The sequence below is a fragment of the Ancylobacter sp. WKF20 genome (genome assembly GCF_029760895.1).
Lineage (GTDB): Bacteria > Pseudomonadota > Alphaproteobacteria > Rhizobiales > Xanthobacteraceae > Ancylobacter.
Genome location: NZ_CP121679.1, coordinates 1,838,202 through 1,862,518 on the forward strand (window position 1 = coordinate 1,838,202; position 24,317 = coordinate 1,862,518).

A 24,317-nucleotide genomic window follows, 5' to 3' on the forward strand; every position below is an offset into this window, starting at 1 on the left:
CTGCCCGCGCCATGGAGGCCGTGAACCTGGCCTATGGCGCGGACCGCGACGGCTTCCGCCGCGCCGTACGGCGGCTGATTGCGGCGGGCGTGGCGCCAGAACATGTCGTCTGGCGGATGCGCGAGCCGGGTGAACCTGAGGCCGAGAGCGCCTCCGGCGATCTGTTCGGAGCCCTCCCCTCCGGCCCGGCCGAGGCGGGCGAGGGGGGCCCTGCCCTCGCGCTGCCGCGGGCGCTCGGCGAGCTCATCCCGCTGGTGCTCTGCCATCACGACCCCGACCGCTTCGCCCGGCTCTACACGCTGATCTGGCGTGCCCTACATGGCGAGCGGCGGCTCATCGACAATCCAGCCGACCCGCTGGTGCATCGGCTCGCGCTGATGGCAAAGGCGGTGCGGCGCGACATTCACAAGATGCACGCCTTCGTGCGCTTCCGAGCGCTGGGCGCCGAGAACGGGCGCGAGCGCTTCGTCGCCTGGTTCGAGCCCGAGCATTTCATCGTCGAGGCGGCCGCCCCCTTCTTCCGCACGCGCTTTCCCGCCATGGACTGGGCGATCCTGACGCCGAAGGGGACGGTTGGGTGGGATGGGCAGGCGCTGACCTTCGGCCCGCCCGCCGCGCGCCCGCCTCTGCCGGAGGTGGACGGTTTCGAAGAGGGCTGGCTCGCCTATTACGCCAGCGCCTTCAACCCGGCCCGTGCCAACCCGGCGATGATGCGCACGGAAATGCCGAAGAAGTATTGGGCCAACCTGCCGGAGGCGCGGCTGATCCCGGAGCTTCTGGAGAGCGCCCCGGCCCGCGTCGCCGCCATGATCGAGCGGGAGGCGCAGGCGCCGCGCAAGCGCGATCCCGCCAAGGCTGTCGCCGCCATGGCGCAGCAGGCGCCGTTGAGCCTTGCCGCGCTGAACGACCTCATCCGCGCGACGCCCTCCTTCGTGCCCGGCGGCACGCGCGCCGTGCTCGGCGAAGGGCCGGAAGGCGCCGCGCTGGCATTGGTGGGCGAGCAGCCGGGCGACCAGGAAGACATCGAGGGCCGCCCCTTCGTCGGCCCGGCCGGGCAGCTTCTCATGCGCGCGCTGGGTGAAGCGGGCCTGCAGCGCGAGCGGCTCTACCTCACCAATGCGGTGAAGCACTTCAAATTCGTGCCGCGCGGCAAAAGGCGCCTGCACCAGAAGCCGACCGGCGGCGAGGTGAAGCATTATCGCTGGTGGCTGGAAGCGGAGCTCGATTTCGTGCGCCCGCGCCTCGTGGTCGCGCTCGGCGGCACAGCGGCGCTGGCGCTCACCGGGGAGGCGTTGGCGGTGACGCGGGAGCGCGGCCCGCGCGTGCTCGGCCGTCATCCGGGCTTCGTCACCACCCATCCATCCTATCTACTGCGCCTGCCCGATCCGGCCGCGCAGGCCGAAGGCTTCGCCGCTCTGGTGGCGGATCTGCGGCAGGCGCGCGAGCTGGCGGGCGGGTGAGGTCCGCAAAGGGAACCGCCGCGCCGGCCTCCGGCTTGCCAATAGGCCGGGGAAGCATAGGAGGGACGCGATGCCGATGATCGAGCCGGAGGCCCGGCTTTTTCCGCCTTCCGGCGGCGTGCCGAACCACCCGGCCTTCCCCGTGCTGATCTACCGCGCCGCGCTGCCGGCGGACGCCGCCGCCATTGAGGAACAGGTCGGCGCCAATGGCTGGGAGTGCCGCTGGCGCAACGGCGTGTTCGACTTTCACCACTTCCACTCGACAGCGCATGAGGCGCTGATGGTGGCGCGCGGGCAGGCCACCGTGCAGATCGGTGGCCCCGATGGTGTGAGTGTAGAGATCAAGGCGGGCGACGCGCTGGTGCTGCCGGCCGGCACCGGGCACAAGCGGCTCGCGGCAAGCGCGGATTTCCTCATCATCGGCGCCTACCCGCCCGGTCAGGACTACGACATCGAGCGGCCGGATGCGGCCGGCCTCGCGGCGGCGCAGGCCCGCATCGCCGCCGTCCCGCGCCCCGCAAGTGACCCGGTAACCGGCCCGGCGGGCGCCCTTACCCGGCTGTGGAACGGCTGAGCCGCCGGCGCTCCCCGTCTGTCGCGCCCAAGCTATGCACGGACGGGACGCCGCGTGCCCTTCCCCCGGGGGGGAATCTGGTTTATGGGAAGCCCCCAATTGCGGGGTCCGACCTCGCCCAGAAAGTTCAATCCGGGTCCACCAAAGGACGCGTCACCCAACGCGTCCTTTTTCGTGCGCCCGGACCAATTGCGCGAGCCGCACGGGATCCGATGCCGAAACGCACAGATATTTCCACCATCCTCATCATTGGCGCCGGCCCTATCGTCATCGGGCAGGCCTGCGAGTTCGATTACTCCGGCACGCAGGCGTGCAAGACGCTGAAGGCCGAGGGTTACCGGGTCGTCCTGGTGAACTCCAATCCGGCGACGATCATGACCGATCCGGATCTGGCGGACGCCACCTATATCGAGCCGATCACGCCGGAAATCGTCGCCAAGATCATCGCCAAGGAACGCCACGCGATCCCCGGCGGCTTCGCGCTGCTGCCCACCATGGGCGGACAGACCGCGCTCAACTGCGCGCTCTCGCTGCGCAAGATGGGCGTGCTCGACGAATTTGACGTGGAAATGATCGGCGCCACGGCCGAGGCCATCGACAAGGCCGAGGATCGCGAGCTGTTCCGCAACGCGATGACCAAGATCGGTCTCGACACGCCGCGCTCGCGCCAGATCAAGACCCTGCCGCAGGCGCTGGAAGCGCTGGAAGAGATCGGCCTGCCGGTCATCATCCGCCCGAGTTTCACCATGGGCGGGCTCGGCGGCGGCATCGCCTACAACAAGTCCGAGTATATCGAGATCATCGAGCGCGGCATCGACGCCTCCCCCACCAATGAGGTGCTGGTCGAGGAGAGCGTGCTGGGCTGGAAGGAGTACGAGATGGAGGTCGTCCGCGACAAGGCGGACAACTGCATCATCGTCTGCTCCATCGAGAACATCGACCCGATGGGCGTCCACACGGGCGACTCCATCACCGTCGCGCCGGCGCTGACGCTGACCGACAAGGAATACCAGATCATGCGCGACGCCTCGCTGGCGGTGCTGCGCGAGATCGGCGTGGAGACCGGTGGCTCCAACGTGCAGTTCGCGATCGACCCGGCGAGCGGGCGCATGATCGTGATCGAGATGAATCCCCGCGTCTCGCGCTCCTCGGCGCTCGCCTCGAAGGCGACAGGCTTCCCCATCGCCAAGGTCGCCGCGCGCCTCGCGGTCGGCTACACGCTGGACGAGATCGCCAACGACATTACCGGCGGCGCCACCCCGGCCTCGTTCGAGCCGACCATCGACTACGTCGTCACCAAGATCCCGCGCTTCGCCTTCGAGAAGTTCCCCGGCGCCGAGCCGACGCTGACCACCTCGATGAAGTCGGTCGGCGAGGCGATGGCCATTGGCCGCACCTTCCAGGAATCGCTGCAGAAGGCGCTGCGCTCGCTGGAGACCGGCCTCACCGGCCTCGACGAGATCGAGATCGAGGGCCTCGGCCAGGGCGACGACAAGAACGCCATCCGCGCCGCCATCGGCACCCCGACCCCCGACCGGCTGCTGAATGTCGCGCAGGCCATGCGCCTCGGCCTCGACAATGAAGCGATCCACGCCGGCTGCAAGATCGACCCGTGGTTCCTCGACCAGATCCGCGAGATCGTCGACATGGAAGCCAAGGTGCGCGCGCACGGCCTGCCGAAGACGGCGGGCGCGTTCCGGCGTCTCAAGGCCATGGGCTTCTCCGATTCGCGCCTCGCCGGCCTTGCCCGCCTGTCCGAGGCCGAGGTCTCGCAGCGCCGCCGCGCGCTCGATGTGCGCCCCGTCTACAAGCGCATCGACACCTGCGCGGCCGAGTTCGCCTCGCCCACCGCCTATATGTACTCGTCCTACGAGACGCCCTTCGCCGGGGTGATGGCGGACGAATCCCGGCCGACCAATGCCAAGAAGGTCGCCATCCTCGGCGGCGGGCCGAACCGTATCGGCCAGGGCATCGAGTTCGATTATTGCTGCTGCCATGCCGCCTTCGCGCTGAAGGATGCCGGGTATGAGACCATCATGGTCAACTGCAACCCGGAGACCGTCTCGACCGATTACGACACCTCGGACCGGCTCTATTTCGAGCCGCTGACCGCCGAGGACGTGGTCGAGGTGCTCGACCGCGAGCGCGCCAACGGCACGCTGCACGGCGTCATCGTGCAGTTCGGCGGCCAGACCCCGCTTAAGCTCGCCCGCGCGCTGGAAGAGGCCGACATCCCGATCCTCGGCACCTCGCCGGAGGCCATCGACCTCGCCGAGGACCGCGACCGCTTCAAGACGCTGCTCGACAAGCTGAAGCTGCGCCAGCCGGCCAACGGCATCGCCTATTCGGTCGAGCAGGCGCGCCTCGTCACCGCCGATCTCGGCTACCCGCTGGTCGTGCGCCCCTCCTATGTGCTGGGCGGCCGGGCGATGCAGATCATCCGCGAGGAAAGCCAGCTCGGCGACTACCTGCTGGAGACGCTGCCGGGCCTCGTGCCGAACGACATCAAGGCGCGCTACCCGAACGACAAGACCGGCCAGATCAACACCCTGCTCGGCAAGAACCCGCTGCTGTTCGACCGCTATTTGTCGGACGCCATCGAGGTGGACGTGGACTGCCTCGCCGATGGCAAGGACACCTTCATCTGCGGGATCATGGAGCACATCGAGGAAGCCGGCATCCATTCGGGTGATTCGGCCTGCTCGCTGCCGCCCTATTCGCTCAGCCCGGAGATGATCGCCGAGCTGGAGGCCCAGACCCGCAAGATGGCGCTGGCGCTCCAGGTCGGCGGCCTGATGAACGTGCAATACGCCATCAAGGACGGCGCGATCTATGTGCTCGAAGTGAACCCGCGCGCCTCGCGCACTGTGCCCTTCGTGGCCAAGGTGATCGGCGAGCCCATCGCCAAGATCGCCGCCCGCGTCATGGCCGGTGAGTCGCTCGCCTCCTTCGGCCTGACGCCGTTCACCGGCGAGCATGTCGCGGTGAAGGAAGCGGTGTTCCCCTTCGCCCGCTTCCCCGGCGTCGACACGGTGCTCGGCCCGGAGATGCGCTCGACCGGCGAGGTGATGGGCCTCGACAAGTCCTTCGCGGTCGCCTTCGCGAAGAGCCAGCTCGGCGGCGGGACCAAGGTGCCGACCTCCGGCACGGTGTTCATCTCGCTGCGCGAGGACGACAAGCCGCGCATTCTCGACACGGCGCGCATGCTGGTTGCCCTGGGCTTCCGCATCATCGCCACCTCGGGCACGCAGCGCTTCCTCGCGGAGCACGGCATCGAGAGCGACAAGATCAACAAGGTGCTGGAAGGCCGGCCGCATATCGTCGATCTGATCAAGAACGGCGGCGTGCAGCTCGTGTTCAACACCACGGAAGGTGCGCAGGCGCTGGCGGATTCCCGTTCGCTCCGCCGGGCCGCCCTCTTGCACAAAGTGCCGTATTACACCACGCTATCGGGAGCGATCGCGGCGGCGCGCGGGATCAAGGCTTATATTGGCGGCGATCTGGAAGTGCGGGCCCTGCAGGACTATTTCAGCTCCGTGCGTCACTGAGAACGCCTCCCGGCGTTTTCAAACGGACGTGAACGACAAACAATCGAGCCTGTCGCGGACGGCTTACCGACCCCCCGGTCGGCAAGCCCCCGCGGGGGCTCCATTTGCTTTTGGGAGGTCAGAAAAAGACCGATGGAAAAGATCCCGATGACCGCTGGCGGCCACGCCGCGCTGGAAGTTGAACTCAAGCATCGCCAGCAGGTCGAGCGTCCCCGCATCATCGAAGCGATCTCCGAAGCGCGCGCCCATGGCGACCTTTCCGAGAACGCCGAGTATCATGCGGCCAAGGAACAGCAGGCGCTGAACGAGGGCCGGATCGCCGAGCTCGAGGACAAGCTGTCGCGCGCCGAGATCATCGACGTCGCCAAGCTCACCGGCGATGTCGTGAAGTTCGGCGCCACCGTGACGCTGATCGACGAGGACACCGAGGAAGAGCGCGTGTGGCAGATCGTCGGCGACATGGAAGCCGATGCCAAGGCCGGCCGCATCTCCATCTCCTCGCCCATGGCACGCGCCCTGATCGGCAAGAAGCTCGGCACCTCGGTGGAAGTGGTCACGCCCAAGGGCGCCCGCTCCTACGAGATCGCCAAGGTCCGCTTCGCCTGATTGCGCGCCCGCCTGGCGCGGCTCCCATGGACAACAGCCCCCTCACTCCCGAACCCTGGCCCGACGGCATCGTTGCCGTCGCGCCGAGCTTCAAGAAGCGCTTTTCGGGCGTGGTGGCGACCGTCATCGGCGTCGTGCCAGCACAGGCGAAGCACATCGCCATCCGCGCGCTCGGGCCGCTGCCCGCCAGCGTGCCGCAGATCGGCTGGGGCGTCTTCCGCCTTGGCAGCTGGCGCCGCCCTACCGGGCGGCGCTGGCGCATCTGGCACGCCCGGCGCGACACCGAGATGATGTTTGGCCTCCTGCTGCGCGATGTGCTGCGCCAGCCCTGGAAGCTCGTCTTCACCTCGGCGGCGCAGAAGCGGCACGGGCCTTTCCTGCGCTTCCTCATCGGCGCCATGGACCGGGTGATCGCCACCTCGCCGCAGGCCGCGTCCTATCTCGATGTGCCCTCGACCGTGGTGATGCACGGCGTCGATACCGAGCGCTACCATCCCGCTCCCGACCGCGCGGCGGCCTGGGCGGCGACCGGCCTGCCGGGGCGCTACGGCATCGGCGTGTTCGGCCGGGTGCGCTACCAGAAGGGGCAGGATCTCTTCGTCGAGGCGATGGCCGAGCTGTTGCCGGATCATCCCGACTGGACGGCGGTGGTGATCGGCCTCTCCACCCCTTCCGAACAGCCCTTCCTGAACGGCCTCAAGGCCCGCATCGCCGCGGCGGGGCTGGAGGAGCGCATCATCATTCTCGGCGAGCAGCCGATCGAGAAAATGCCGGAGTGGTTCCGCTGCCTCTCCATCGCGGTCATCCCTGCCCGCTGGGAGGGCTTCGGCCTCGTGCCGATCGAGGCGATGGCGAGCGGCACCCCCGTGGTCGCCGCCCGCTCCGGCGCCGCGCCGGACCTCGTGAAGGATGGCGAGACCGGCCATCTCGTCCCGGTGGACGACCAGGGGACGCTCACCGCCGCCATCGCCCGGCTGATGGACATGGACGAGGCCGCGCGCGAGGCGGTCGGCCAAGCGGCGCGGGCGCATGTGCTGGCGGAATATTCGATCGAGCGCGAGGCGCAGAAGATCAACGCCGTCTATGAGGACATCTGGGCGGCGCGCCGTTAGCTCTTCGGGCCCCTGTCGCGCGCCGCGAAGGCCGCGCGCGTGCCTTCAAGACCCCGCTTCCAATAATCCCGCACCCAGTCCACCGGCCCAAAGCCCGGCCGCATCTTGGTGCCCCACGCCTTGGAATCGTCCCGGGCCACGTCGATGGGCTTGGGCACGCCATGGAACACCACCAGCGCCGCCTTGCGTGGTGGGCGGATGCGGCTGAACAGAAGGTTCAGCGGGTAATGCGGCACGAGGTGCCGGCGGAACGAGACCGCGAAGCTTTCGGGGAGATAATGGCAGTTGCGCGCCTTGATACCGATATAGCGCTGGTCGTTCTTGGCGATGGCATAGGCCGCCTCGGGGTTGGCCATCGCCTCGATATAGAGATGGTCCTGCTCGCCCGGCCGCCAGGCGACCATGGAGCTCTGCGCCCCACGATCCGGCCGCAGCGAGACCGGCAGCAGCTCCCACACATTGGGGTTCCACTCGCGCAGCACATGCAGGCCGGGAATGGAACGGATATGGGCGAGGATCGGGTCGAAGGAGCGCAGGATCACCACATCGAGATCGAGGAAGACGGCGAGGTCGACGCCCTCCAGCAGGCCCGGCGTGAACATGCCGAGCTTCGGCCAGCAGCCGCCCCAGCGCAGGTTCAGCGCGCCGGTGGCGGGAAGATCGGCGACCTCCACCTCGGGGCGCAGCCCGTCCGGCCGGTCGGTCAGGCAGATGAAGCGGAACGGCTCGCTCACATGGTCGCGCACGCCCTGATAGAGCACGTTCACGTCCTCGGCCGGGTAGGCCTCGCCCCATTTCAGGCAGATGAAGGCGAGGGTCATGACATGCTCCGGGAAATGACGCCGTGTCCTTCAAGGAACGGGGCGACGGCGCGGGCAATGGCGTCGCGCGCATCCTCGGCCGGGGGGACAAGGCGGGTCAGGGTCTGCGCGAAACGTTCCGGCGTCACGCTCGCCATGGGCAGGATGGCGAGGCTCGCCCCCTCAAGGCGGGGACCGGCCATGCCGGCGATCACTTCATCCGCATAGGCCTTATGAACGCGCGCTGACTTGAGCGCGACGACCGGCCGGCGGGCGGCCAGCCCTTCGGCCAGCATGGACATGGAATCCTCGGTGACGACAAGCGCATCCGCGCCGAACAGATCGCGCACAGAGCCGGCGCCGGCGTCGCGATAGTCAATGAGCTTTGCGAGCGCGCCCGCCTCACCCAGCGCCTTGAAACGGTCAGCGACCGCATCGGGCGTGCGGCGCGAGGTCGAGACCTGCCAGCGCACGCCGTAACGCGCCGCCACCGCCGGCACGAAGGCGAGCAGCGCGTCCCATTCCTTCTGCGGGAACTCGCGCCGATAGGCCGAGCCGCCGATGAGCAGGGAGAGCGTCGCCCCGGCAAGATCCTCCGGCCGCGTCAGCCGGCGTGGGGCGGGGTAGGCGTCGGCATCGACGGTGCATGGAATCGGCGCCAGCGCCGCGCCGGGATCGCCGGCCTGCCGGGGCGAGGCGACGAGGCTGAGCAATTTCGGTCCGGTGCGGTAGCCACCAATGGGGCCGGCGAAGATGAAGGGCACGTCGAAATGGCGCGACAGCAGCAGCCCGGCGGCAATGGTCGGCCAACCGGAGCCGACGATCACGTCGGGCCGCACCAGCGTGGCGAGGTCGATGCCGAACATCGCTTTCAGCCAGAAGCGCGCATCCTGCGCGAGGCGCCGCAGGATGAATTTGCGGGCATCGCTGGTGGCCCAGCGCGCCGGGCGCACCTCCAGCCGGTCGGCCTCCAGCGGGGTGAGGCGGGCAAGCGCCAGCGCTACGCCTTCGGCCTGATGGAAATGGCCGGGCTTCTCATCGCGCAGGATGAGCACGCGCGTCACGCGGGCGCGCCCCGGCTCCGCCCGTCGCTCATGCCGCGCCTCATGGGAGCGTGTTCTCCATCGGCACCACGGCGGCGTCCTTGGTCTGCTTGAGCGTCAGCGCGGTCTTCACATTGCGCACATTCGGCGCACCGGTGAGCTCCAGCACGAAGTTCTGGAAGGTCCGCAGGTCCGGCGCCACGCAGAGCAGAATGAAATCGGTTTCGCCCGAGAGCATCCAGCAGGCGCGCACCAGCGGCCAGCGCTCCACCTGGTCGGCGAAGGCGGTGAGGTCGGCCTCGGCCTGGCTGACGAGATGCACCATGGCGAAGGCCATCAGGTCGAAACCGAGCTTCTTCTCGTCGAGCAGGGCGCGGTAGCCCTTGATGATGCCCTCCTCCTCCAGCGAGCGCACGCGGCGCAGCGAAGGCGGGGCGGATATGCCGACACGCTGGGACAGCTCCACATTGGTGATGCGGCCGTCATCCTGCAGCTCGCGCAGGATGTTCCAGTCGATCGCGTCGATGCGTCGAACCACGCGAAATCTCCGGTTGGGGCCGCCACGAGGCGGCCGGCAGAGCAGTGGGCGTTGACAGTCACCTTGGCAATTATCTTGCGCGCCCGCCCCGCGCAATGTTCCCTCTGGAAAACTAAAGGATACCGCGGCGCACACCCATGCCCTTCTTGCGGATGAGGGCGTCAGTCCCTACATTTTCGCATGGCTGACGGCCTGCCCTAGCGGCAGGGGATACCGGGCGGCCTTCTGGCCTTGTTTTACCGCGGCTGCGGCGGTTCGTCCCCGCGCCGGAACCTCGAGCGAGCCTCCCATGTCGGCGCCCACCTCCGCCACCAACCACGTCAAGGTGCTGATCATCGGTTCCGGCCCCGCCGGCTACACCGCCGCCGTCTATGCCGCGCGCGCGATGCTGGAGCCGGTGCTGATCCAGGGCATCCAGCCCGGCGGGCAGCTCACCATCACCACCGATGTCGAGAACTATCCCGGCTTCGCCGATCCGATCCAGGGCCCGTGGCTCATGGAGCAGATGCAGGCGCAGGCGGAGAAGATGGGCACGCGCATCGTCACCGACATCGTGACCAAGGCGGACTTCGCCAGCCGCCCGTTCCGGCTGGAAACCGATTCCGGCGATGTGTGGATCGCCGAGACCGTGATCCTCGCCACCGGCGCGCAGGCGCGCTGGCTCGACCTGCCTTCGGAGCAGGCCTATCGCGGCCATGGCGTCTCCGCCTGCGCCACCTGTGACGGCTTCTTCTACCGCGGCAAGGAGGTCTTCGTGGTCGGCGGCGGCAACACCGCGGTCGAGGAAGCGCTGTTCCTCACCAACTTCGCCGCCAAGGTCACCGTGGTCCATCGCCGCGACAGCTTCCGCGCCGAGCGTATCCTGCAGGAGCGGCTGTTCGCCCACCCCAAGGTCGAGGTGGTCTGGAACGCCGCGCTGCATGAGGTGAAGGGTCAGGACGAGCCGACCAAGGTCACCGGCGTGGTGCTGAAGGATTTGAACACCGGCGCCCTCACCGAGCGCCCGGCCGACGGCGTGTTCATCGCCATTGGCCATGCCCCGGCGACCGATCTGGTGCAAGGTCAGCTCAAGCTCAAGCCGTCAGGCTATATCTGGACCGTCCCCTCCTCCACCCAGACCTCGGTGGAAGGCGTGTTCGCGGCCGGTGACGTCGCCGACGATGTCTTCCGTCAGGCCGTGACCGCCGCCGGCATGGGCTGCATGGCCGCGCTGGAGGCGGAGCGTTTTCTCGCCGCCCGGGAGCCGCTGGCGCAAGCGGCGGAATGAGGAAGCCCTGACCGATGGATAACAAGGCAAACCGCGCACGCGACATGGACTGGGACAAGCTCAAAGTGTTCCACGTCGCGGCGGAGGCTGGCTCCTTCACCCATGCGGGCGAGGCGCTGGGCCTGTCGCAATCCGCGGTGAGCCGGCAGGTCTCGGCGCTGGAGCAGGATCTCAACATCCCGCTGTTCCACCGCCATGCGCGCGGGCTGATCCTGACCGAGCAGGGCGACCTGCTCTACCGCACCGCGCACGAAGTCTTCATGAAGCTGGAGGCGGCGCGGGCCAAGCTGACCGACAGCCGCGAGAAGCCGAATGGCGAGCTGCGCGTCACCACCACCATGGGCCTTGGCACCCACTGGCTGACCGCGCGCATCGGTGAGTTCCTTGAGCTCTATCCCGACATTCGCATCACGCTCATCCTGACCGATGACGAGCTCGACCTTGCCATGCGCGAGGCCGACGTCGCCATCCGCCTGCGCCAGCCGGTGCAGCCCGACCTGATCCAGCGCAAACTGTTCACCGTGCATTTCCACGCCTTCGCGTCGGCGGAATATCTCAAGCGCAACGGCCATCCGCGCACGCTGGACGAGCTGGACAAGCACCGCATCATTCTGCTGGGCGGCCCCATCCCCTCCTATTTCCAGGACCTGAACTGGCTGGAGCGCGCGGGGCTGGAAGACGGGCAGGAAGGGCGCATGCCCTCGCTCTCGGTCAACAACGTGCTCGGCCTCAAGCGCGCCGTCGAGCGCGGTGTCGGCATCGGCATCGTGCCGGACTATCTCCTGGAGGATTCCGCCACGCTGGTGCAGCTCTTCCCCGAGCGCACCACGCCGACGCTGGAAGCCTATTTCGTCTACCCGCAGGAAATGCGCTCGGTCGCGCGCATCCAGGTGTTCCGCGACTTCCTCGTCGCCAAGGCGCAGCGCTGGAATTTCTGACCCGCCTGCCCGCCCGCCTAGGGTGACGCGGCGACCAGCGCCTCTGCCACCTCGCGGGAGAGGAACGAGGCGGCATAGGTCCAGCCCGCCTCGCTGTCCGCGCGGAAGCTCACCATCCGGTCGAGCAGCATGTGGCCGGTGGCGGTGTCCAGCACCGACACGCGCATGAGCGCGACCGCCGAGCCGATGCGACGGACATTGCCCACGAGCACATGGGTGCCGCCCGCCGCATGAGCGCGACGGCGCAGCCTCTCGACGCCCGCCGCATCGAAACTGCAGCCGGCCTTGCAGCCTATGGAGATGGTTGCGATCAGCCCACCTTCGGCCACTTCGGAAAGAATGGCCGATGTCACCGCGCTGGAGCGGGCCTCATCCTCTGCCTGGCTGCTCCCCGGCCCGGCAAAATCCACCAGCCCGATATCGACCACGGCGAGCACGGGCGGATCCGCCGATGTCTGGGCGTGCGCGGCACGTGCTTGGGCGGGGGCACCGAGAATGAGGATCGGAAGCAGGCACAGCGCAAGCAGGGCCTTCGCACGGAACGCGGCACGCGCGAGCGCAGGTGACACCACACCCAGCCACGAAACGCCTGCGAGCAAAGCCAAGACACTCTCCCGCGCCACCGTACCTCTCGCGGTCAGCCTAGCGCTGGGAAAAGTGGCTTACCACAGGGAATGACGCCCCTGCGGCGCACATTTGGCGGGCAGTAACGGGCATGTGACACGCTCCATGCAAATCAACATGCCTGCCATGCGGGCATACTTTATTGCAGAGTGCCCGAGGATTGACCATATGAAGAGCAGACACCGAATGCATCGATGCTTCGGCTGTTCCCCTCTGGAAGGTTCGCCGCTCAGGCGGCGAGACTCAGCCGGGCTCCTCGTGAGCCCGGCTTTTTTCTTGGCTGCGCCGGGCGCGGCTCACATGAACAGCTTCTCGCCCTTCATGTCCTTGTAGAGACCGGCCACCTGCTCGGCATAGCCGTTGTAGAGCAGCGTCGGGCGGCGCTCGCCGGTGCCGATGTCGCGCTCGCTGGCCTGGCTCCAGCGCCGGTGCGGAACCTCCGGGTTCACATTGGCCCAGAAGCCATATTCCGAGCCCTGCACCTGCTCCCAAAGACCGACCGGCCGCTCCGCGACGAAGGAGATGCGCACGATCGACTTCACCGACTTGAAGCCGTATTTCCACGGCACGGCGAGGCGCAGCGGCGCGCCATACTGGTTCGGCGCCGGCTTGCCATAGACACCGGTGACGAAGAAGGCGAGGTCGTTGGTCGCCTCGGCCATGGTGAGCCCGTCGACATAGGGCCAGGGATAGACGAAGCCGTTCTGCGCCGGCGCCACCTTCGGGTTCACGAAGGTCTCCATGCGGATGTACTTCGCCCCGGACAGCGGGCGCGCCCAGGCGACGAGTTCCCGAACCGGAAAGCCGGTCCACGGCACCGCCATCGACCAGGCCTCGACGCAGCGATGACGGTACAGCCGCTCTTCCAGTGGCATGGCGCGGATGATGTCGTCGATCCCCACCTCGCGCGGCTGCTCGACCAGCCCGTCGATCTTCACCGTCCACGGCCGGCGTGGCATGCGGGCGGCGATGTCGGCGATCTGGTAATTGCGCCGCTCGGAGCCGAATTCGTAGAAATTGTTGTAGTTGCCGGAAATCTCTTCCGGCGTGACCGGCCGGTCGAGCGTGAAGGTCGGGTTGCGCTTGGCGGGGTAGAGATCCCTAGTCGGATCGGTGGCGGGATCGCCCACCGCCTGCGCCTCTGCCGGCAGGCCGCCGACGCTGGCGCCGAGGCCGGCGAGCGCCAGCAGGCCCGCGCCACCGCCGATCAGATGGCGGCGGGAGAGGTAGACGGATTCGGGTGTGGCGGCGCTCTCCGGCAATTCCCAGGGGCGGCGGCGGCGGATGAACATGGCGGTCTCCTTGGTATCGCTGCGGAGAATACGCCAGCCGCGGCGCCGATATTTCATCCTCGCCCATCACTAGCGCGTGCGCGACGTGGTTTCGCGCACGCGGATGCGGAAACGAAAAAGCCCGGCGCGAGGCCGGGCTTCGTCGTCTCAGATGGCGGGTAGGGTCACTGCGCGCGGAGCGTCAGGTCGCCCACGCCGAGCGCGAGGTTCACGCCGGTCTGGCCTTCGACGCTGACAGGCTGCAGGGCGATGGTCTTGTTCGAGCCACCGACCAGCACATTGCCGGCGATACCGAGCCCGAGCGCCACGCTGCCGGACACGCCGGCATAGGTGCCCGCGAGGTCGGTGGAGCGCACGGCGCGGGTCGGGGCGAGCACGGACCACACCAGCGCGTTGCGGCCGGTCACGCCGATATCGAGACCCCAGCGGCGGATCGTGCCCTCATAGGCGTATTTGCGGCCCTTCGGCGCGTTGAACGTGCAGTCCAGCGTGCGCTTGGAGCCGATGATGAAGCTCACCGACTTGGAGCCACGGCATTCGAGCACGCCGACCTGCACACGCCCGCTCTGGGCAGCGGCGGGGGCGGCGAAGAGCCCGCTGACGCCGGCAGCGAGAGCGGCGGCAAGAAGGCCACGCGAGAGAACGGTACGGATCATTGTCAATCTCCCCTTGTGCGCTTGACCGGCCTTTCGGTCGGCACCCGCGAGTGCGGAGGCCCGGCCGGGGCGCACGCCCGGCCGGCACCGTTTCAGTTCAGCGCAGCGAGCCGCAGAAACGCTGGATGCGCAGGCACGCCTCTTCCAGGTCCTTGGTCGCAGTCGCGTAGGAGATGCGGAACGCCGGGCCAAGGCCGAAGGCCGAGCCGTGAACGACAGCAACGCCTTCCGCGTCCAGAAGCTCGCTGGCGAAGATCTCGTCATTCTCGATGACCTTGCCCGAGGGCGCGGTCTTGCCGATCACGCCCGCGCAGGACGGATAGACATAGAAGGCGCCTTCCGGCTTCGGGCAGGTGAGGCCATTCGCCTGGTTGAGCATGGAGACGACGAGGTCGCGGCGCTCCTTGAACACCTTGTTGTTCGCGGCGATGAAGTCCTGCGGACCGTTCAGCGCCTCGACCGCCGCCCACTGGGCGATGGAGCTCGGGTTCGAGGTGGACTGCGACTGCAGCGTGCCGATGGCCTTGATGAGCGCCTCAGGGCCCGCCGCATAGCCGATACGCCAGCCGGTCATGCAATAGGCCTTGGAGACGCCGTTCATGGTCAGCGTGCGGTCGTAGAGCGACGGCTCGACCTGCGCCGGGGTGACGAACTCGAAGTCGTCATAGACGAGGTGCTCATACATGTCGTCGGTGAGCACCCACACATGCGGGTGCTTCACCAGCACATCGGTGAGCGCCTTCATCTCGGCGCGGTTATAGGCCGAGCCCGTCGGGTTGGACGGGGAGTTGAAGATGAGCCACTTGGTCTTCGGCGTGATCGCCGCTTCCAGCGCCTCGGGCTTCAGCTTGAAATTGTCCTCGAGCTTGGTCTCGACCGGCACGGGGGTGCCGCCCGCGAACTGCACGATGTCCGGGTAGGACACCCAGTAGGGCGCGGGGATGATGACCTCGTCACCGACGTCGAGCGTCGCCACCAGAGCGTTGAACAGCACCTGCTTGCCGCCGGTGCCGACCGTGACCTGGCTCGGCTTGTAGGTGAGGCCGTTCTCGCGCTTGAACTTGGCGACGATGGCCGCCTTCAGCTCCGGAATGCCGTCCACCGCGGTGTAGCGGGTCTGGCCATCATGGATCGCCTTGATCGCGGCTTCCTTGATGTTGTCGGGCGTCTCGAAGTCCGGCTCGCCGGCCGCCAGCGCGATCACGTCGCGACCGGCCGCTTTCAGCTCCCGCGCCTTGTTGGAGATGGCGATCGTCTGCGACGGGTTGATGCGCTTCAGGGCGGCGGATATCAGGCTCATAGGCCGAACTCCCTTGAGGTGTTTTGCGCGCGACAACTAGTCGAGCCCTTGCGCGCGGGCAAGCGATTCCCCACCTCCGAACGCCGTCGAGATGCGATAAGCTGCCGCTGACGCAACGTCCTTCTTAAGCCCACCGAGATTCCCGCGTGTTCAAGCTCCACTCGATGCAGAGTTCCGGCAACTGCTACAAGGTCCGGCTGCTGCTTGCCCGGCTGGGCCTGCCCTTCGAGCTGGTGGACATCGACGTGCTCTCCGGCGCCAACCGCACGCCCGATTTCCTGATGAAGAACCCGGAAGGCCGGGTGCCGCTGCTGGAGCTTCCCGGCGGGCGCTTTCTCGCCGAATCCAACGCCATTCTTTTTTACTTAGCGGAAGGCACGCGCTTCCTGCCCGTCGACCCGCTGGCGCGCGCCGAGGTGCTGCGCTGGATGTTCTTCGAGCAGCACAGCCATGAGCCGGCCATCGCCGCCGCGCGCTTCTGGCTCAAGCTGGTGCGCGGCGGGCGCGACCTGCGTACCCATGATGTCGACCGCTGGCAGGAAGAGGGCTACGCCGCGCTTCGGGTGATGGAACGCCATCTCGGCCGCCGCCCATTTTTCGTCGACGGCACGCTCAGCATCGCCGACATCGCGCTCTACGCGCACACCCATGTGGCGGAGGAAGGCGACTTCGATCTCTCGACCTTCCCGGCGGTGCGCCGCTGGCTGGCGCGGGTGGCTGATGAGGCCGGCCATGTGGACATGGCGTGGCGCCCCGCCGAAAGCCGGCAAATGGTTAGCGCGCTTTAACTATTTGCCCCCAAATTGCCCTGAAATGATACCGGGTGCAGCAAAGTCGCGCCGAAGCCGGGCCGGGATCAGCCGCGAAGTTACCTCCCATCGAAGACGCACCCGACGCCGTCGATCGGAAAGGAGTTCGCCATGTCGCAGATCTCGAACCGCCATGCGCCTGCCGCCACCGCTCACGTCGATGCCCTCGCCGGCACCGCCGGTGCGGCACCCGCCCGCCACACCGCTGGCCGCCGCCTGCGCCGCGCTCTGATGGAAGCGGGCGTCGTCCTCTCCCTCACCTTCGCCATCGTCGCCGTGCTCTGCCTGTTCGGCCTGCAGCGCGCCTCGGCGCTGGAGCTCTCCGCCCTGCCGGATGCGGATGGCCGCGTCGCCGTCGGCGCCGTGCTGCTGACCGCCTTCATCGGCCTGTGCGGCCTGACCACCTTCATGCTGCGCGACACGCTCGACAATGCCCGGGGCATCGAGAGCCCGCGCCAGCGCGAAGGCTGACGCTTTCCTAACGTCATCACTCGCTTGTCACCGCCGCCCGGATTGGCGCCGGCGCCTCAGCGCCCTAACCATTCCCGCGACGGTGACAGACGAGGAAGACCCGCGTGATCCGAGCCCAACTCTCCGCCCTCGCCCTCAGTGCCCTTCTGGCGACCAGCGCCCCGGCGCTGCTGACGAGCGCTCACGCCCAGACGACGCAAGACCCGGTCCGCATCACCTCCTCCGCCGGCCCCCTGACTGTGGAGACCGTGGCGGGCGGGCTGGAAAACCCGTGGAGCCTCGCCTTCCTTCCGGATGGGCGGATGCTGGTGACCGAGCGGCCGGGCCGGCTGCGCATCGTCAGCCGCAACGGGACGGTGTCCGAGCCGATTGCCGGCGTGCCCCCTGTTTTCGCGCGCGGCCAGGGCGGCCTCCTCGATGTCGTGCTCGCCCCTGATTTCGACACCAGCCGGCTGATCTTCCTCTCCTATGCCGAACCGCGCGAGGGCGCCGGTGGCACCAGCGTCGCCCGCGCGAAGCTGGTGGAGGAAGGTGGCGCCGCCCGGCTCGAGGCGGTGGACGTGATCTTCCGTCAGGAGCCGGCGGCGAGCGGCGGGCAGCATTTCGGCTCGCGCCTCGTCTTCGGCCGCGACGGCACGCTGTTCATCACGCTCGGCGACCGCGGCTCGCTGCGCACCGAGGCGCAGAACCTCTCCACCCATATCGGCAAGGTGGTGCGCATCCTCCCCGATGGTGGCGTGCCGCAGAACAACCCCTTCCGCACGACACCGAATGCGCGCCCGGAAATCTGGAGCTATGGCCATCGCAACGTGCAGGGCGCGACGCTCGATCCGGCAACGGGCCGGCTCTGGACCATCGAGCACGGTGCGCGCGGCGGCGACGAGCTGAACCATCCCGAAGCCGGCAAGAATTATGGCTGGCCGGTCATCACCTATGGCCGCGACTATAGCGGGGCGGCGATCGGCCAGGGCACGCAGAAGCCCGGCATGGAACAGCCAGTGAAATACTGGGATCCCTCCTTCGCCCCCTCGGGCCTCGCCTTCTACACCGGCGATCTCATCAAAGGCTGGAAGGGCAGTCTGTTCACCGGCGGGCTCGGCGGCGCGCGGCTGGTGCGGATGACGCTCGACGCCTCCGGCGAGCGGGTGACTGAGGAAGAGGTGCTGCTGGGCGATCTTGGTGAGCGCATTCGCGATGTGCGGCAGGGGCCGGACGGGGCGCTGTGGCTGCTGACCGACGATCCCGGCAATGGCCGCGTGCTGCGCCTCGTCCCCGCCGACTGATGCGCTAGATTGGATCTCGCGCGCCATCGCGGCGCGCGAGATCCAACGGAGGCGCCTATGGAGACGGTCACCGGCGGCTGCCTGTGCGGCGATGTGCGGATCGAGGCCACGGGTCAACCCTACCGCGTCGGGCTCTGCCACTGCCTCGACTGCCGCAAGCATCATGGCGCGCTGTTCCACGCCTCGGCGATTTTCCCGCAGGAGGCGGTGACGGTCAGCGGCGCCACGGCCGACTATAAGGGCCGGCATTTCTGCCCGCGCTGCGGCTCGTCGGTCTTCGGCCACTCAGGCGATGAGATCGAGGTCTATCTCGGCACCCTCGACACGCGCGATCGGTTCACGCCCACCTATGAGCTCTGGACGATCCGGCGGGAGAGCTTCCTGCCGCCCTTCCCGCTCGCCCATCATTACGAGCAGGACCGTCCGGGAGCGGGGCGCCGCGAGGATTAGAGGCGGCTCACCACTTCTGGAAAATGAACCACGCCCCGAGGGCGATGAAGCCGAAACCGATGGCGTGGTTCCAGCCCAGCGGCTCCTTCAGCCAGAACACCGAGAAGGCGGCGAAGACCAGGAGGGTGATGACCTCCTGCATGGTCTTCAGCTCCGCCGTCGCATAGACCGCCGAGCCATAGCGGTTGGCCGGCACGGCGAGGCAATACTCGAAAAAGGCGATGCCCCAGCTCGCCACGATGGCGATGAGAAGCGGCGAGCCCTTGTGCTTGAGATGGCCGTACCAGGCGAAGGTCATGAAGATGTTCGAGGCCAGCAGCAGCACGATGGGCAGCACGGCCGGCGGCAGAAAATTCGTCATGGATCACCCGTAGCGCAGCTTGAGCGAGAGGATGCCCAGGAGAAGGACCAGCGTCACCGCATTGGCCGCGATCACCGGCCAGGAGACGATCAGCAACCCGTAGACCAGCCACAGCGCCACCCCGGCGGCAAAGGCGAGATAGGCGATAAGCGACAGGTCGCGCGTCTCCCGCGTGCGCAGGATCTTCAGCGCCTGCGGTAGCCAGCACAGGGTGGTGAGCAGGGCGGCAAGGCCGCCGATGGACTCGGTGAGAAAAGGAGAAAAGACCATCGATTCCGCCTCGTGAGCGGTCGAGCCGTCCCACGGGCCCGGAGCCCTGTCAATCGCGCGGGGGTGGCTGACGCAGCGCGCGCCTAGAGCTCCGCCCAGTGGCGCAACAGGTTGTGATAGACATTGGCGAGCGACAGCACGGCCGGATCATCGTCCGGCAGCTTCGCCCGCGCATCCATGATCGCCATGTCGAGATCGTAGAGCATGGCGCGCTGGCCGGCGTCCTTCACCATGGACTGCGTCCAGAAGAACGAGCCCCAGCGGCTGCCGCGGGTGATCTCGTTGACGCTGTGCAGGCTGGAGGCGGGATAGACCACCGCATGGCCCGCCGGCAGCTTCACCTCCTGCGTGCCGAACGCGTCCTCGATGACCAGTTCGCCGCCGTCATACTCCTCGGGGTCGGTGAGGAAGATGGTGGTCGACACGTCCGAGCGCAGCCGCTGGCCGGTGCCGGGAATGGTGCGGATCGCGCCATCGACATGGGCGCCGAACTTCATGCCGACATCGTAGCGGTTGAACATGGGCGGCAGCACGCGCAGCGGCTGGGCGGCGGCGTTGAAGATCGGGTTGCGGCCAAGCGCGTGCAGGATGAGATCGCCAAGCTCCTGCGCCTCGCGCGACTCGACGGGGATCTGCAGGTTCTTCTTGGCAAGGGCCGCCTGCGCCCCGGCGGTGACGCGCCCATCCACCCATTGCGAACCTTCCAGCACGCGGCGGCAATGGGCGACTTCGGCGGGCGTCAGAATGTCGGGGATCTGGATCAGCATGGCGGCCTGAATGAAAAAGAGGGGGAAAGCCGCGCGAAAGCGGGCCTTCCCCCAGAGGGTCGACGGTCAGAAGTTCCGAAGGGCGTCGCCCGTCAGAAGGTCGCCCCGACGGTGAGGGTGAAGGTGCGGCCCGAGGCCGGCACCGCGCGGTTACCCCAACCGGCCGAATAGTTCAGCTCGTCCGTCAGGTTGTAGGCGTTGAGCGCCACCCGGTAATTGTCCTTCTTGTAGGAGATGAGCGCGTCCAGCGAGAAGGTGTCGGGGATGATGGCGGTGTTGGCGGTATTGGTGAAATACTCGTCGGCATAGGTCACGCCGGCGCCGACCAGCAGCTCGCCGGGAATCTGCTTCCACAGGTCGCTGAGGTTGTAGGTCGTCCACAGGGTGAAGTTGTTCGGCGAGACGAAGGGCACTTCATTGCCCTCATAGGCATTGGCCGCCAGCGTTGTGCTCGGCGCGCTGGTCTGGATCTCGCTGTCGTAATAGGCGTAGGAGGCCTGAATGGTCCACGCCTTGGTGATGTTGCCCGTGAGGCCGAGCTCGACGCCCTGCACGCGCTGGTTCTCGCCGGTCTCGACCGAGTCGCCCGTCACCGGATCGGTGTAGAAGGCGTTGCTCTTGTCGGTGCGGAAGATCGCGCCGGTGACGCCGAGGCGACCTTCGAGGAAGGAAACCTTGAAGCCGGCCTCATAGGTCTCGTTGTCCTCCGGCTCCAGATCGTTCTGGGTCGGGCTCACGACGGTCACGTCATTGGTCGGGAAGGCGCCCTGGGGAGTGAAGGACTTGGCCCAGGACACGTAATAGGTCTGGAACGGCGTCGGCTCCCAGATCAGGGCGAGCTTCGGGCTCCAGAAATCGGTCTGGCTGTCGGCGTTCACCCAGGTGCCGACATTATTGGTGACCGACCAGTAGCGGTAATCGGCCGAGTAATTGTCGTAGCGCGCGCCGGCCAGGAACGAGATGGCATCGGTGAACCAGATGCGGTCGCTGACGAAGGCGCCGAAATCGGTCGAGCTGGAATAGCGCTGGCCGTTATTGCCCGACGGGTTGGAGTACAGATAGTAGCCCGTGGTGTTGTCGAACACCGGATCATAGATGGTCGAGGTGCCCTTCGAGCCCTGAACCGAGATCAGCGTACGGCTGTCATTCACCGAGTACATGTCGAGGCCGGCGACGACCTCGTGGCGCAGGGCGCCGGTCTCGAACTTCGCCGTCAGGGTGGAGACGTTCTGGGCGCTCCAGGTCTCCTGATAGAAGCCGGGATTGCCGCCGCCGAAGGTGATCGCGGGATTGCCGCCGGCGAGGAACTGGCCGGTGCAGCTCGCATAATAGGCGGACGCCGAGGTGGTGGAACTGCCGCAGCCCGGCACGCTGGTCGAGAAGTCGCGGGTGTAATAGCCGACGCGGGTATCGTTGGTGAAGGTCAGCCAGTCATTGACCTCCCGCTTGAAGTTCACCGTCAGCATGTTGGTGTCGGTGACGTCCATGTCCGTCACCTTGCCGTAGAAGGTCGAGCTCGGAACGCCCCACTCCGTCACCGGCTGGCCCAGCGCGCCATACTTGGCGACATCGCCATAGCCGGGCGTGACGACCGGGACGCCATAGTCTGGCGTGCGGTCACCGTGCTGGTAGAGATAGTTGATGTGCAGGGTCTGATCGGTGCCGAGACCGAAGCCGACATCGCCCATGAAGCCGTAGCGGTTCGATTCGACGTTGTCGCGGTCGGCGACATCCTGCTCGTTCACCATGCCGACGATGCGCACGGCGGTGGTGGAATCGATCTGCTTGTTGACGTCAAACACGCCGCGATAGAGCGGGCCGGTGCCGAACTGACCCTCGACATCATACTTGTCGCCGAGATGCGCCGCCTTCAGCGTCGAGTTGATGGCGCCGCCGGTGGTGCCGAGACCGAAGGCTTCCGAGCTGGAGCCCTTGAACACTTCGACGCTCTCATAGGCGAAGCTGTCGCGGACATAGACGCCGAAGTCGCGCAGGCCGTTGATGAAGATGTCGCCCTTGGCCTGGAAGCCACGGATGCGGAACTGGTCGCCATTCATGCCGCCGCCGCCCTCGCCGATGCCGGCGGTGACGCCCGGAACGTTGCGCAGCGCCTGTTCGAGCGTGGTGACGCCCTGCTGCTGCATCGTCTCCTGGGTGATGACGTTCACGATCTGGGGCGTGTCCTGGATCGTGCCGGGCAGGCGGCTGAGGCCGGTGGACGCCTCCAGCGTGTTGGCGGGAGAGCCCTCGTCCTCGACCGTGACGGTCGGCAGTTCTTCACCGGAGGCGGGCGTGGTCGCCGCCTGCTGCGCGGCGGCGCCGAACAGCGGAACCGCCGTCATGGTCGCGGCCATGCCAGCGGCCAGCGCGGCGTTTGGTGCAACGGAACGGAGCGTTCTCAAGGTCTTCATGGTTCCCCAACCCCTTAATTATGTATTTTCGTCTCATAACTTTCATCCTCAGTAGCTTCAAACAGTATGTTTTTGAGTGCTTCCAACTTTGCTGGAGTCTGACCGGCAAAAACCCTTCTTTGGAATTCTTAAAATAAGAAACTAGACATTCTCTCTTGCGAATGGGTCAAAGCTGTCCTTATGGAATCCACGAGAAATCGGGCGTTCTTCTCATTCAGCACGGCGCCAACCACCCCGGACCGAACGGACCAACCCATGCGCGAGCGGTGGATTTCCTACGCGGAGCTCAAGCGATTAGGCCCGGATGTGTTGCGCGCGCGCATCAGTCAGGGGCCGGAGGACGCCGCCCGCTGGGTCGAGGCCGGAGCGCTGAACGGGCTGGTCAACGCCCAGCTCGCCTTCGGCCAGATGCTGGTCGACGGCCATGGCGTGCCGCGCGACCCGGTGGCGGGGCTGCGCTGGTTCGCCATCGCCGCCGCGTCGGGCAGCGCGGAGGGAATCAACATGGTCGGGCGTTGCCATGAGCTCGGCTGGGGCGTGCCGGCCGACGCCACGGAGGCCGCACGCCATTACCGCGCCGCCGCCGAGAAGGGCGACGCGTGGGCGCCGTTCAACCTCGCCACCCTGCTGCTCGACGGAAAAGGCGTGCCCGCCGACCGGAAGGAAGCGCTGGCCTGGTATGTCTGCGCCGCCCGCCGCGGCAACGCCAAGGCGATGACCCTCATCGGACGCTATCTCGAACAGGGCTGGGACCGCCCCGCCCGCCCCGAAGCGGCGCTGCGCTGGTATCGCCGCGGCGCGGAAGGCGGCGATTATCGCGGCCAGTTCGACTATGCGCGCCTGCTGCTGGAGCGCACCGGCGATCTCGGCGCCGCGCTGCCCTGGTTCGCGCGGGCCGTGGAGAACGGCGTTCCCGCCTTCTGCCGCAACATAGGCGCGGGCTTGCGCGAAACCGATGTCCTTCCGCTCCAGCGCGTCGCCCGGCAGGCCCTTGAGAAAGCGGCCACCAGCGGCGAGCCGGCGGATCTGCGCGCCTTTGCCGCCGCGCTCGCGCAGGGGCTGGGCGCGCCGCCCGATCCCGAAGCAGCCCAGCAATGGTTCGCCCGTGCCCGCGAGATCGAAGCGGCGGCGCCGCTTTCGCCGCTCCCGAGTCGGGCAAGCGTCCGGCACTCGTTTCTGCAGAAATTGCGGCGCCGGCTGTTTCTCTGGCGTTACGCCCTCAGCGCACGCTGAACTGGGCGCACCCCGCGCCGTGCCCCGAGGCGGCGCAACGGCCCGAGCTTTCAGCTCCGGCTGTTGGCCCAGGCCCGCACCTCGCTGACGAAGTGCCGGAAGTCCCAGAAGGCCGCGCCCAGCAGCACCGCCGGAACCAGAGCGAGCAGGAATGCCGCTCCTTCCGACCAGTCGATAGGGCCGCGCGCGAAATCATAGGCGGTGTAGGCGGCGAAGAGCGTCACCAGCGCGGCAATGCCGAAATAGGCGAGGCGATCGAGCCGGGTGACGATCAGCGCAATCAGCAGGGCGACCGCGATGCCGATCAGCGCCGCCCATCCCCAGCCGAGCGAAAACAACGTCGCCATCCAGCGACCGGCGGCGGATGACACCATGATGAGAGCAATCAGCACCAGAATGCCGGCGCGTAGCCGGATGATGGGGAACTTCGCGCCCGTATCCGCCATTGTGCCTTGTCTCCCGCCGGCATTATGCCGGAATCAGTGCCTCATCCTCGCACCGTCC

General features: G+C 67.4%; 24 protein-coding genes. 12 read left to right on the plus strand and 12 right to left on the minus strand.

Annotated elements, in window-relative coordinates; all coding sequences use genetic code 11:
- The first annotated feature begins 11 nt into the window (after positions 1-11).
- From AncyloWKF20_RS08455 to AncyloWKF20_RS08475, 5 genes are all read left to right on the plus strand, one after another.
- Positions 12-1,460 carry a UdgX family uracil-DNA binding protein gene (locus AncyloWKF20_RS08455; RefSeq protein WP_279317914.1) on the plus strand — a complete coding sequence of 483 codons (1,449 nt, stop codon included), beginning with the start codon at positions 12-14 and terminating at the stop codon, positions 1,458-1,460.
- 70 nt (positions 1,461-1,530) lie between these two features.
- Positions 1,531-2,034 carry a cupin domain-containing protein gene (locus AncyloWKF20_RS08460; protein ID WP_347710388.1) on the plus strand — a complete coding sequence of 168 codons (504 nt, stop codon included), beginning with the start codon at positions 1,531-1,533 and terminating at the stop codon, positions 2,032-2,034.
- A 212-nt stretch (positions 2,035-2,246) separates the two neighbouring features.
- Positions 2,247-5,582, plus strand: a complete 3,336-nt coding sequence (carB, locus tag AncyloWKF20_RS08465; protein ID WP_279317427.1) for a carbamoyl-phosphate synthase large subunit — start codon at positions 2,247-2,249, stop codon at positions 5,580-5,582.
- 132 nt (positions 5,583-5,714) lie between these two features.
- Positions 5,715-6,188 carry a transcription elongation factor GreA gene (greA, locus tag AncyloWKF20_RS08470; RefSeq protein WP_279317428.1) on the plus strand — a complete coding sequence of 158 codons (474 nt, stop codon included), beginning with the start codon at positions 5,715-5,717 and terminating at the stop codon, positions 6,186-6,188.
- A 26-nt stretch (positions 6,189-6,214) separates the two neighbouring features.
- Positions 6,215-7,300, plus strand: coding sequence for a glycosyltransferase family 4 protein (locus AncyloWKF20_RS08475; protein ID WP_279317429.1), 1,086 nt, complete (start codon positions 6,215-6,217; stop codon positions 7,298-7,300).
- Here AncyloWKF20_RS08475 and AncyloWKF20_RS08480 read toward each other — a convergent pair.
- The 3 genes from AncyloWKF20_RS08480 to AncyloWKF20_RS08490 are packed head-to-tail and all read right to left on the minus strand — an operon-like array spanning position 7,297 to position 9,681.
- Positions 7,297-8,121, minus strand: a complete 825-nt coding sequence (locus AncyloWKF20_RS08480) for a hypothetical protein (protein ID WP_279317430.1) — start codon at positions 8,119-8,121, stop codon at positions 7,297-7,299. The genes AncyloWKF20_RS08475 and AncyloWKF20_RS08480 overlap by 4 nt on opposite strands.
- Complete coding sequence (locus AncyloWKF20_RS08485) at positions 8,118-9,164, minus strand: ELM1/GtrOC1 family putative glycosyltransferase (RefSeq protein ID WP_279317431.1); 1,047 nt, start codon at positions 9,162-9,164, stop codon at positions 8,118-8,120. The genes AncyloWKF20_RS08480 and AncyloWKF20_RS08485 overlap by 4 nt, the downstream gene beginning before the upstream one ends.
- Before the next feature lie 40 nt (positions 9,165-9,204).
- Entirely contained in the window at positions 9,205-9,681 is a 477-nt protein-coding gene (locus AncyloWKF20_RS08490; protein WP_279317432.1) for an Lrp/AsnC family transcriptional regulator, read from the minus strand.
- Positions 9,682-9,970: 289 nt separating this feature from the next.
- Between AncyloWKF20_RS08490 and trxB the strand changes: the two genes are divergently transcribed.
- Together trxB and AncyloWKF20_RS08500 are read left to right on the plus strand one after the other, a co-directional pair.
- On the plus strand, positions 9,971-10,948 hold the full coding sequence (gene trxB, locus AncyloWKF20_RS08495) for a thioredoxin-disulfide reductase (protein ID WP_279317433.1): 978 nt from the start codon (positions 9,971-9,973) through the stop codon (positions 10,946-10,948).
- A 44-nt stretch (positions 10,949-10,992) separates the two neighbouring features.
- Positions 10,993-11,886, plus strand: a complete 894-nt coding sequence (locus tag AncyloWKF20_RS08500; RefSeq protein WP_267585699.1) for a LysR family transcriptional regulator — start codon at positions 10,993-10,995, stop codon at positions 11,884-11,886.
- A 17-nt stretch (positions 11,887-11,903) separates the two neighbouring features.
- Here the strand turns inward: AncyloWKF20_RS08500 and AncyloWKF20_RS08505 are convergent, their stop codons facing one another.
- The 4 genes from AncyloWKF20_RS08505 to AncyloWKF20_RS08520 all read right to left on the minus strand — a co-directional run bounded on the left by AncyloWKF20_RS08505 (position 11,904) and on the right by AncyloWKF20_RS08520 (position 15,758).
- Positions 11,904-12,491 carry a DUF2380 domain-containing protein gene (locus tag AncyloWKF20_RS08505; protein WP_279317434.1) on the minus strand — a complete coding sequence of 196 codons (588 nt, stop codon included), beginning with the start codon at positions 12,489-12,491 and terminating at the stop codon, positions 11,904-11,906.
- Between the two features lie 315 nt (positions 12,492-12,806).
- Positions 12,807-13,802, minus strand: a complete 996-nt coding sequence (gene msrP, locus AncyloWKF20_RS08510) for a protein-methionine-sulfoxide reductase catalytic subunit MsrP (RefSeq protein WP_279317435.1) — start codon at positions 13,800-13,802, stop codon at positions 12,807-12,809.
- A gap of 164 nt (positions 13,803-13,966) precedes the next feature.
- The gene (locus AncyloWKF20_RS08515; protein ID WP_279317436.1) at positions 13,967-14,458 is read right to left on the minus strand and encodes a DUF992 domain-containing protein; all 492 of its coding nucleotides are present in this window, start codon (positions 14,456-14,458) and stop codon (positions 13,967-13,969) included.
- 97 nt (positions 14,459-14,555) lie between these two features.
- Positions 14,556-15,758, minus strand: coding sequence for a pyridoxal phosphate-dependent aminotransferase (locus tag AncyloWKF20_RS08520; RefSeq protein ID WP_279317437.1), 1,203 nt, complete (start codon positions 15,756-15,758; stop codon positions 14,556-14,558).
- A gap of 146 nt (positions 15,759-15,904) precedes the next feature.
- On the opposite strand from AncyloWKF20_RS08520, the gene AncyloWKF20_RS08525 reads away from it, so the two are divergent.
- The 4 genes from AncyloWKF20_RS08525 to AncyloWKF20_RS08540 all read left to right on the plus strand — a co-directional run bounded on the left by AncyloWKF20_RS08525 (position 15,905) and on the right by AncyloWKF20_RS08540 (position 18,771).
- Positions 15,905-16,546 carry a glutathione S-transferase family protein gene (locus AncyloWKF20_RS08525; protein WP_279317438.1) on the plus strand — a complete coding sequence of 214 codons (642 nt, stop codon included), beginning with the start codon at positions 15,905-15,907 and terminating at the stop codon, positions 16,544-16,546.
- Between the two features lie 132 nt (positions 16,547-16,678).
- Positions 16,679-17,038, plus strand: coding sequence for a hypothetical protein (locus tag AncyloWKF20_RS08530; RefSeq protein WP_279317439.1), 360 nt, complete (start codon positions 16,679-16,681; stop codon positions 17,036-17,038).
- 104 nt (positions 17,039-17,142) lie between these two features.
- Complete coding sequence (locus tag AncyloWKF20_RS08535) at positions 17,143-18,321, plus strand: PQQ-dependent sugar dehydrogenase (protein WP_279317440.1); 1,179 nt, start codon at positions 17,143-17,145, stop codon at positions 18,319-18,321.
- A gap of 57 nt (positions 18,322-18,378) precedes the next feature.
- Positions 18,379-18,771 carry a GFA family protein gene (locus tag AncyloWKF20_RS08540; RefSeq protein ID WP_279317441.1) on the plus strand — a complete coding sequence of 131 codons (393 nt, stop codon included), beginning with the start codon at positions 18,379-18,381 and terminating at the stop codon, positions 18,769-18,771.
- Between the two features lie 7 nt (positions 18,772-18,778).
- Here AncyloWKF20_RS08540 and AncyloWKF20_RS08545 read toward each other — a convergent pair whose 3' ends face one another.
- The 4 genes from AncyloWKF20_RS08545 to AncyloWKF20_RS08560 form a co-directional block, all read right to left on the minus strand.
- Positions 18,779-19,132, minus strand: a complete 354-nt coding sequence (locus tag AncyloWKF20_RS08545; RefSeq protein WP_279317442.1) for a DMT family protein — start codon at positions 19,130-19,132, stop codon at positions 18,779-18,781.
- A gap of 3 nt (positions 19,133-19,135) precedes the next feature.
- Positions 19,136-19,402, minus strand: a complete 267-nt coding sequence (locus AncyloWKF20_RS08550) for a SemiSWEET transporter (RefSeq protein ID WP_279317443.1) — start codon at positions 19,400-19,402, stop codon at positions 19,136-19,138.
- A gap of 83 nt (positions 19,403-19,485) precedes the next feature.
- Positions 19,486-20,169: a Fe2+-dependent dioxygenase gene (locus AncyloWKF20_RS08555; RefSeq protein WP_279317444.1), complete on the minus strand. Its 684-nt coding sequence runs from the start codon at positions 20,167-20,169 to the stop codon at positions 19,486-19,488.
- A 92-nt stretch (positions 20,170-20,261) separates the two neighbouring features.
- Complete coding sequence (locus AncyloWKF20_RS08560) at positions 20,262-22,580, minus strand: TonB-dependent receptor (protein ID WP_279317445.1); 2,319 nt, start codon at positions 22,578-22,580, stop codon at positions 20,262-20,264.
- 255 nt (positions 22,581-22,835) lie between these two features.
- Between AncyloWKF20_RS08560 and AncyloWKF20_RS08565 the strand changes: the two genes are divergently transcribed.
- Positions 22,836-23,813 (plus strand): tetratricopeptide repeat protein, encoded by a 978-nt coding sequence (locus tag AncyloWKF20_RS08565; RefSeq protein WP_279317446.1) that lies wholly within the window; start codon positions 22,836-22,838, stop codon positions 23,811-23,813.
- A gap of 50 nt (positions 23,814-23,863) precedes the next feature.
- Here the strand turns inward: AncyloWKF20_RS08565 and AncyloWKF20_RS08570 are convergent, their stop codons facing one another.
- Positions 23,864-24,259, minus strand: coding sequence for a hypothetical protein (locus tag AncyloWKF20_RS08570; RefSeq protein WP_279317447.1), 396 nt, complete (start codon positions 24,257-24,259; stop codon positions 23,864-23,866).
- Positions 24,260-24,317 lie beyond the last annotated feature (58 nt).

What these genes read in the sequence shown, in the direction of transcription:
- AncyloWKF20_RS08540 (WP_279317441.1), top strand. Translation starts at nt 18,379, where the DNA reads ATGGAGACGGTCACCGGCGGCTGCCTGTGCGGCGATGTGCGGATCGAG.
- AncyloWKF20_RS08545 (WP_279317442.1), bottom strand. Translation starts at nt 19,132, where the DNA reads ATGACGAATTTTCTGCCGCCGGCCGTGCTGCCCATCGTGCTGCTGCTG.
- AncyloWKF20_RS08555 (WP_279317444.1), bottom strand. Translation starts at nt 20,169, where the DNA reads ATGCTGATCCAGATCCCCGACATTCTGACGCCCGCCGAAGTCGCCCAT.
- AncyloWKF20_RS08565 (WP_279317446.1), top strand. Translation starts at nt 22,836, where the DNA reads ATGCGCGAGCGGTGGATTTCCTACGCGGAGCTCAAGCGATTAGGCCCG.
- carB (WP_279317427.1), top strand. Translation starts at nt 2,247, where the DNA reads ATGCCGAAACGCACAGATATTTCCACCATCCTCATCATTGGCGCCGGC.
- greA (WP_279317428.1), top strand. Translation starts at nt 5,715, where the DNA reads ATGGAAAAGATCCCGATGACCGCTGGCGGCCACGCCGCGCTGGAAGTT.
- trxB (WP_279317433.1), top strand. Translation starts at nt 9,971, where the DNA reads ATGTCGGCGCCCACCTCCGCCACCAACCACGTCAAGGTGCTGATCATC.
- AncyloWKF20_RS08500 (WP_267585699.1), top strand. Translation starts at nt 10,993, where the DNA reads ATGGACTGGGACAAGCTCAAAGTGTTCCACGTCGCGGCGGAGGCTGGC.
- AncyloWKF20_RS08475 (WP_279317429.1), top strand. Translation starts at nt 6,215, where the DNA reads ATGGACAACAGCCCCCTCACTCCCGAACCCTGGCCCGACGGCATCGTT.
- AncyloWKF20_RS08560 (WP_279317445.1), bottom strand. Translation starts at nt 22,580, where the DNA reads ATGAAGACCTTGAGAACGCTCCGTTCCGTTGCACCAAACGCCGCGCTG.
- AncyloWKF20_RS08460 (WP_347710388.1), top strand. Translation starts at nt 1,531, where the DNA reads ATGCCGATGATCGAGCCGGAGGCCCGGCTTTTTCCGCCTTCCGGCGGC.
- AncyloWKF20_RS08550 (WP_279317443.1), bottom strand. Translation starts at nt 19,402, where the DNA reads ATGGTCTTTTCTCCTTTTCTCACCGAGTCCATCGGCGGCCTTGCCGCC.
- AncyloWKF20_RS08480 (WP_279317430.1), bottom strand. Translation starts at nt 8,121, where the DNA reads ATGACCCTCGCCTTCATCTGCCTGAAATGGGGCGAGGCCTACCCGGCC.
- AncyloWKF20_RS08515 (WP_279317436.1), bottom strand. Translation starts at nt 14,458, where the DNA reads ATGATCCGTACCGTTCTCTCGCGTGGCCTTCTTGCCGCCGCTCTCGCT.
- AncyloWKF20_RS08520 (WP_279317437.1), bottom strand. Translation starts at nt 15,758, where the DNA reads ATGAGCCTGATATCCGCCGCCCTGAAGCGCATCAACCCGTCGCAGACG.
- msrP (WP_279317435.1), bottom strand. Translation starts at nt 13,802, where the DNA reads ATGTTCATCCGCCGCCGCCGCCCCTGGGAATTGCCGGAGAGCGCCGCC.
- AncyloWKF20_RS08570 (WP_279317447.1), bottom strand. Translation starts at nt 24,259, where the DNA reads ATGGCGGATACGGGCGCGAAGTTCCCCATCATCCGGCTACGCGCCGGC.
- AncyloWKF20_RS08530 (WP_279317439.1), top strand. Translation starts at nt 16,679, where the DNA reads ATGTCGCAGATCTCGAACCGCCATGCGCCTGCCGCCACCGCTCACGTC.
- AncyloWKF20_RS08455 (WP_279317914.1), top strand. Translation starts at nt 12, where the DNA reads ATGGAGGCCGTGAACCTGGCCTATGGCGCGGACCGCGACGGCTTCCGC.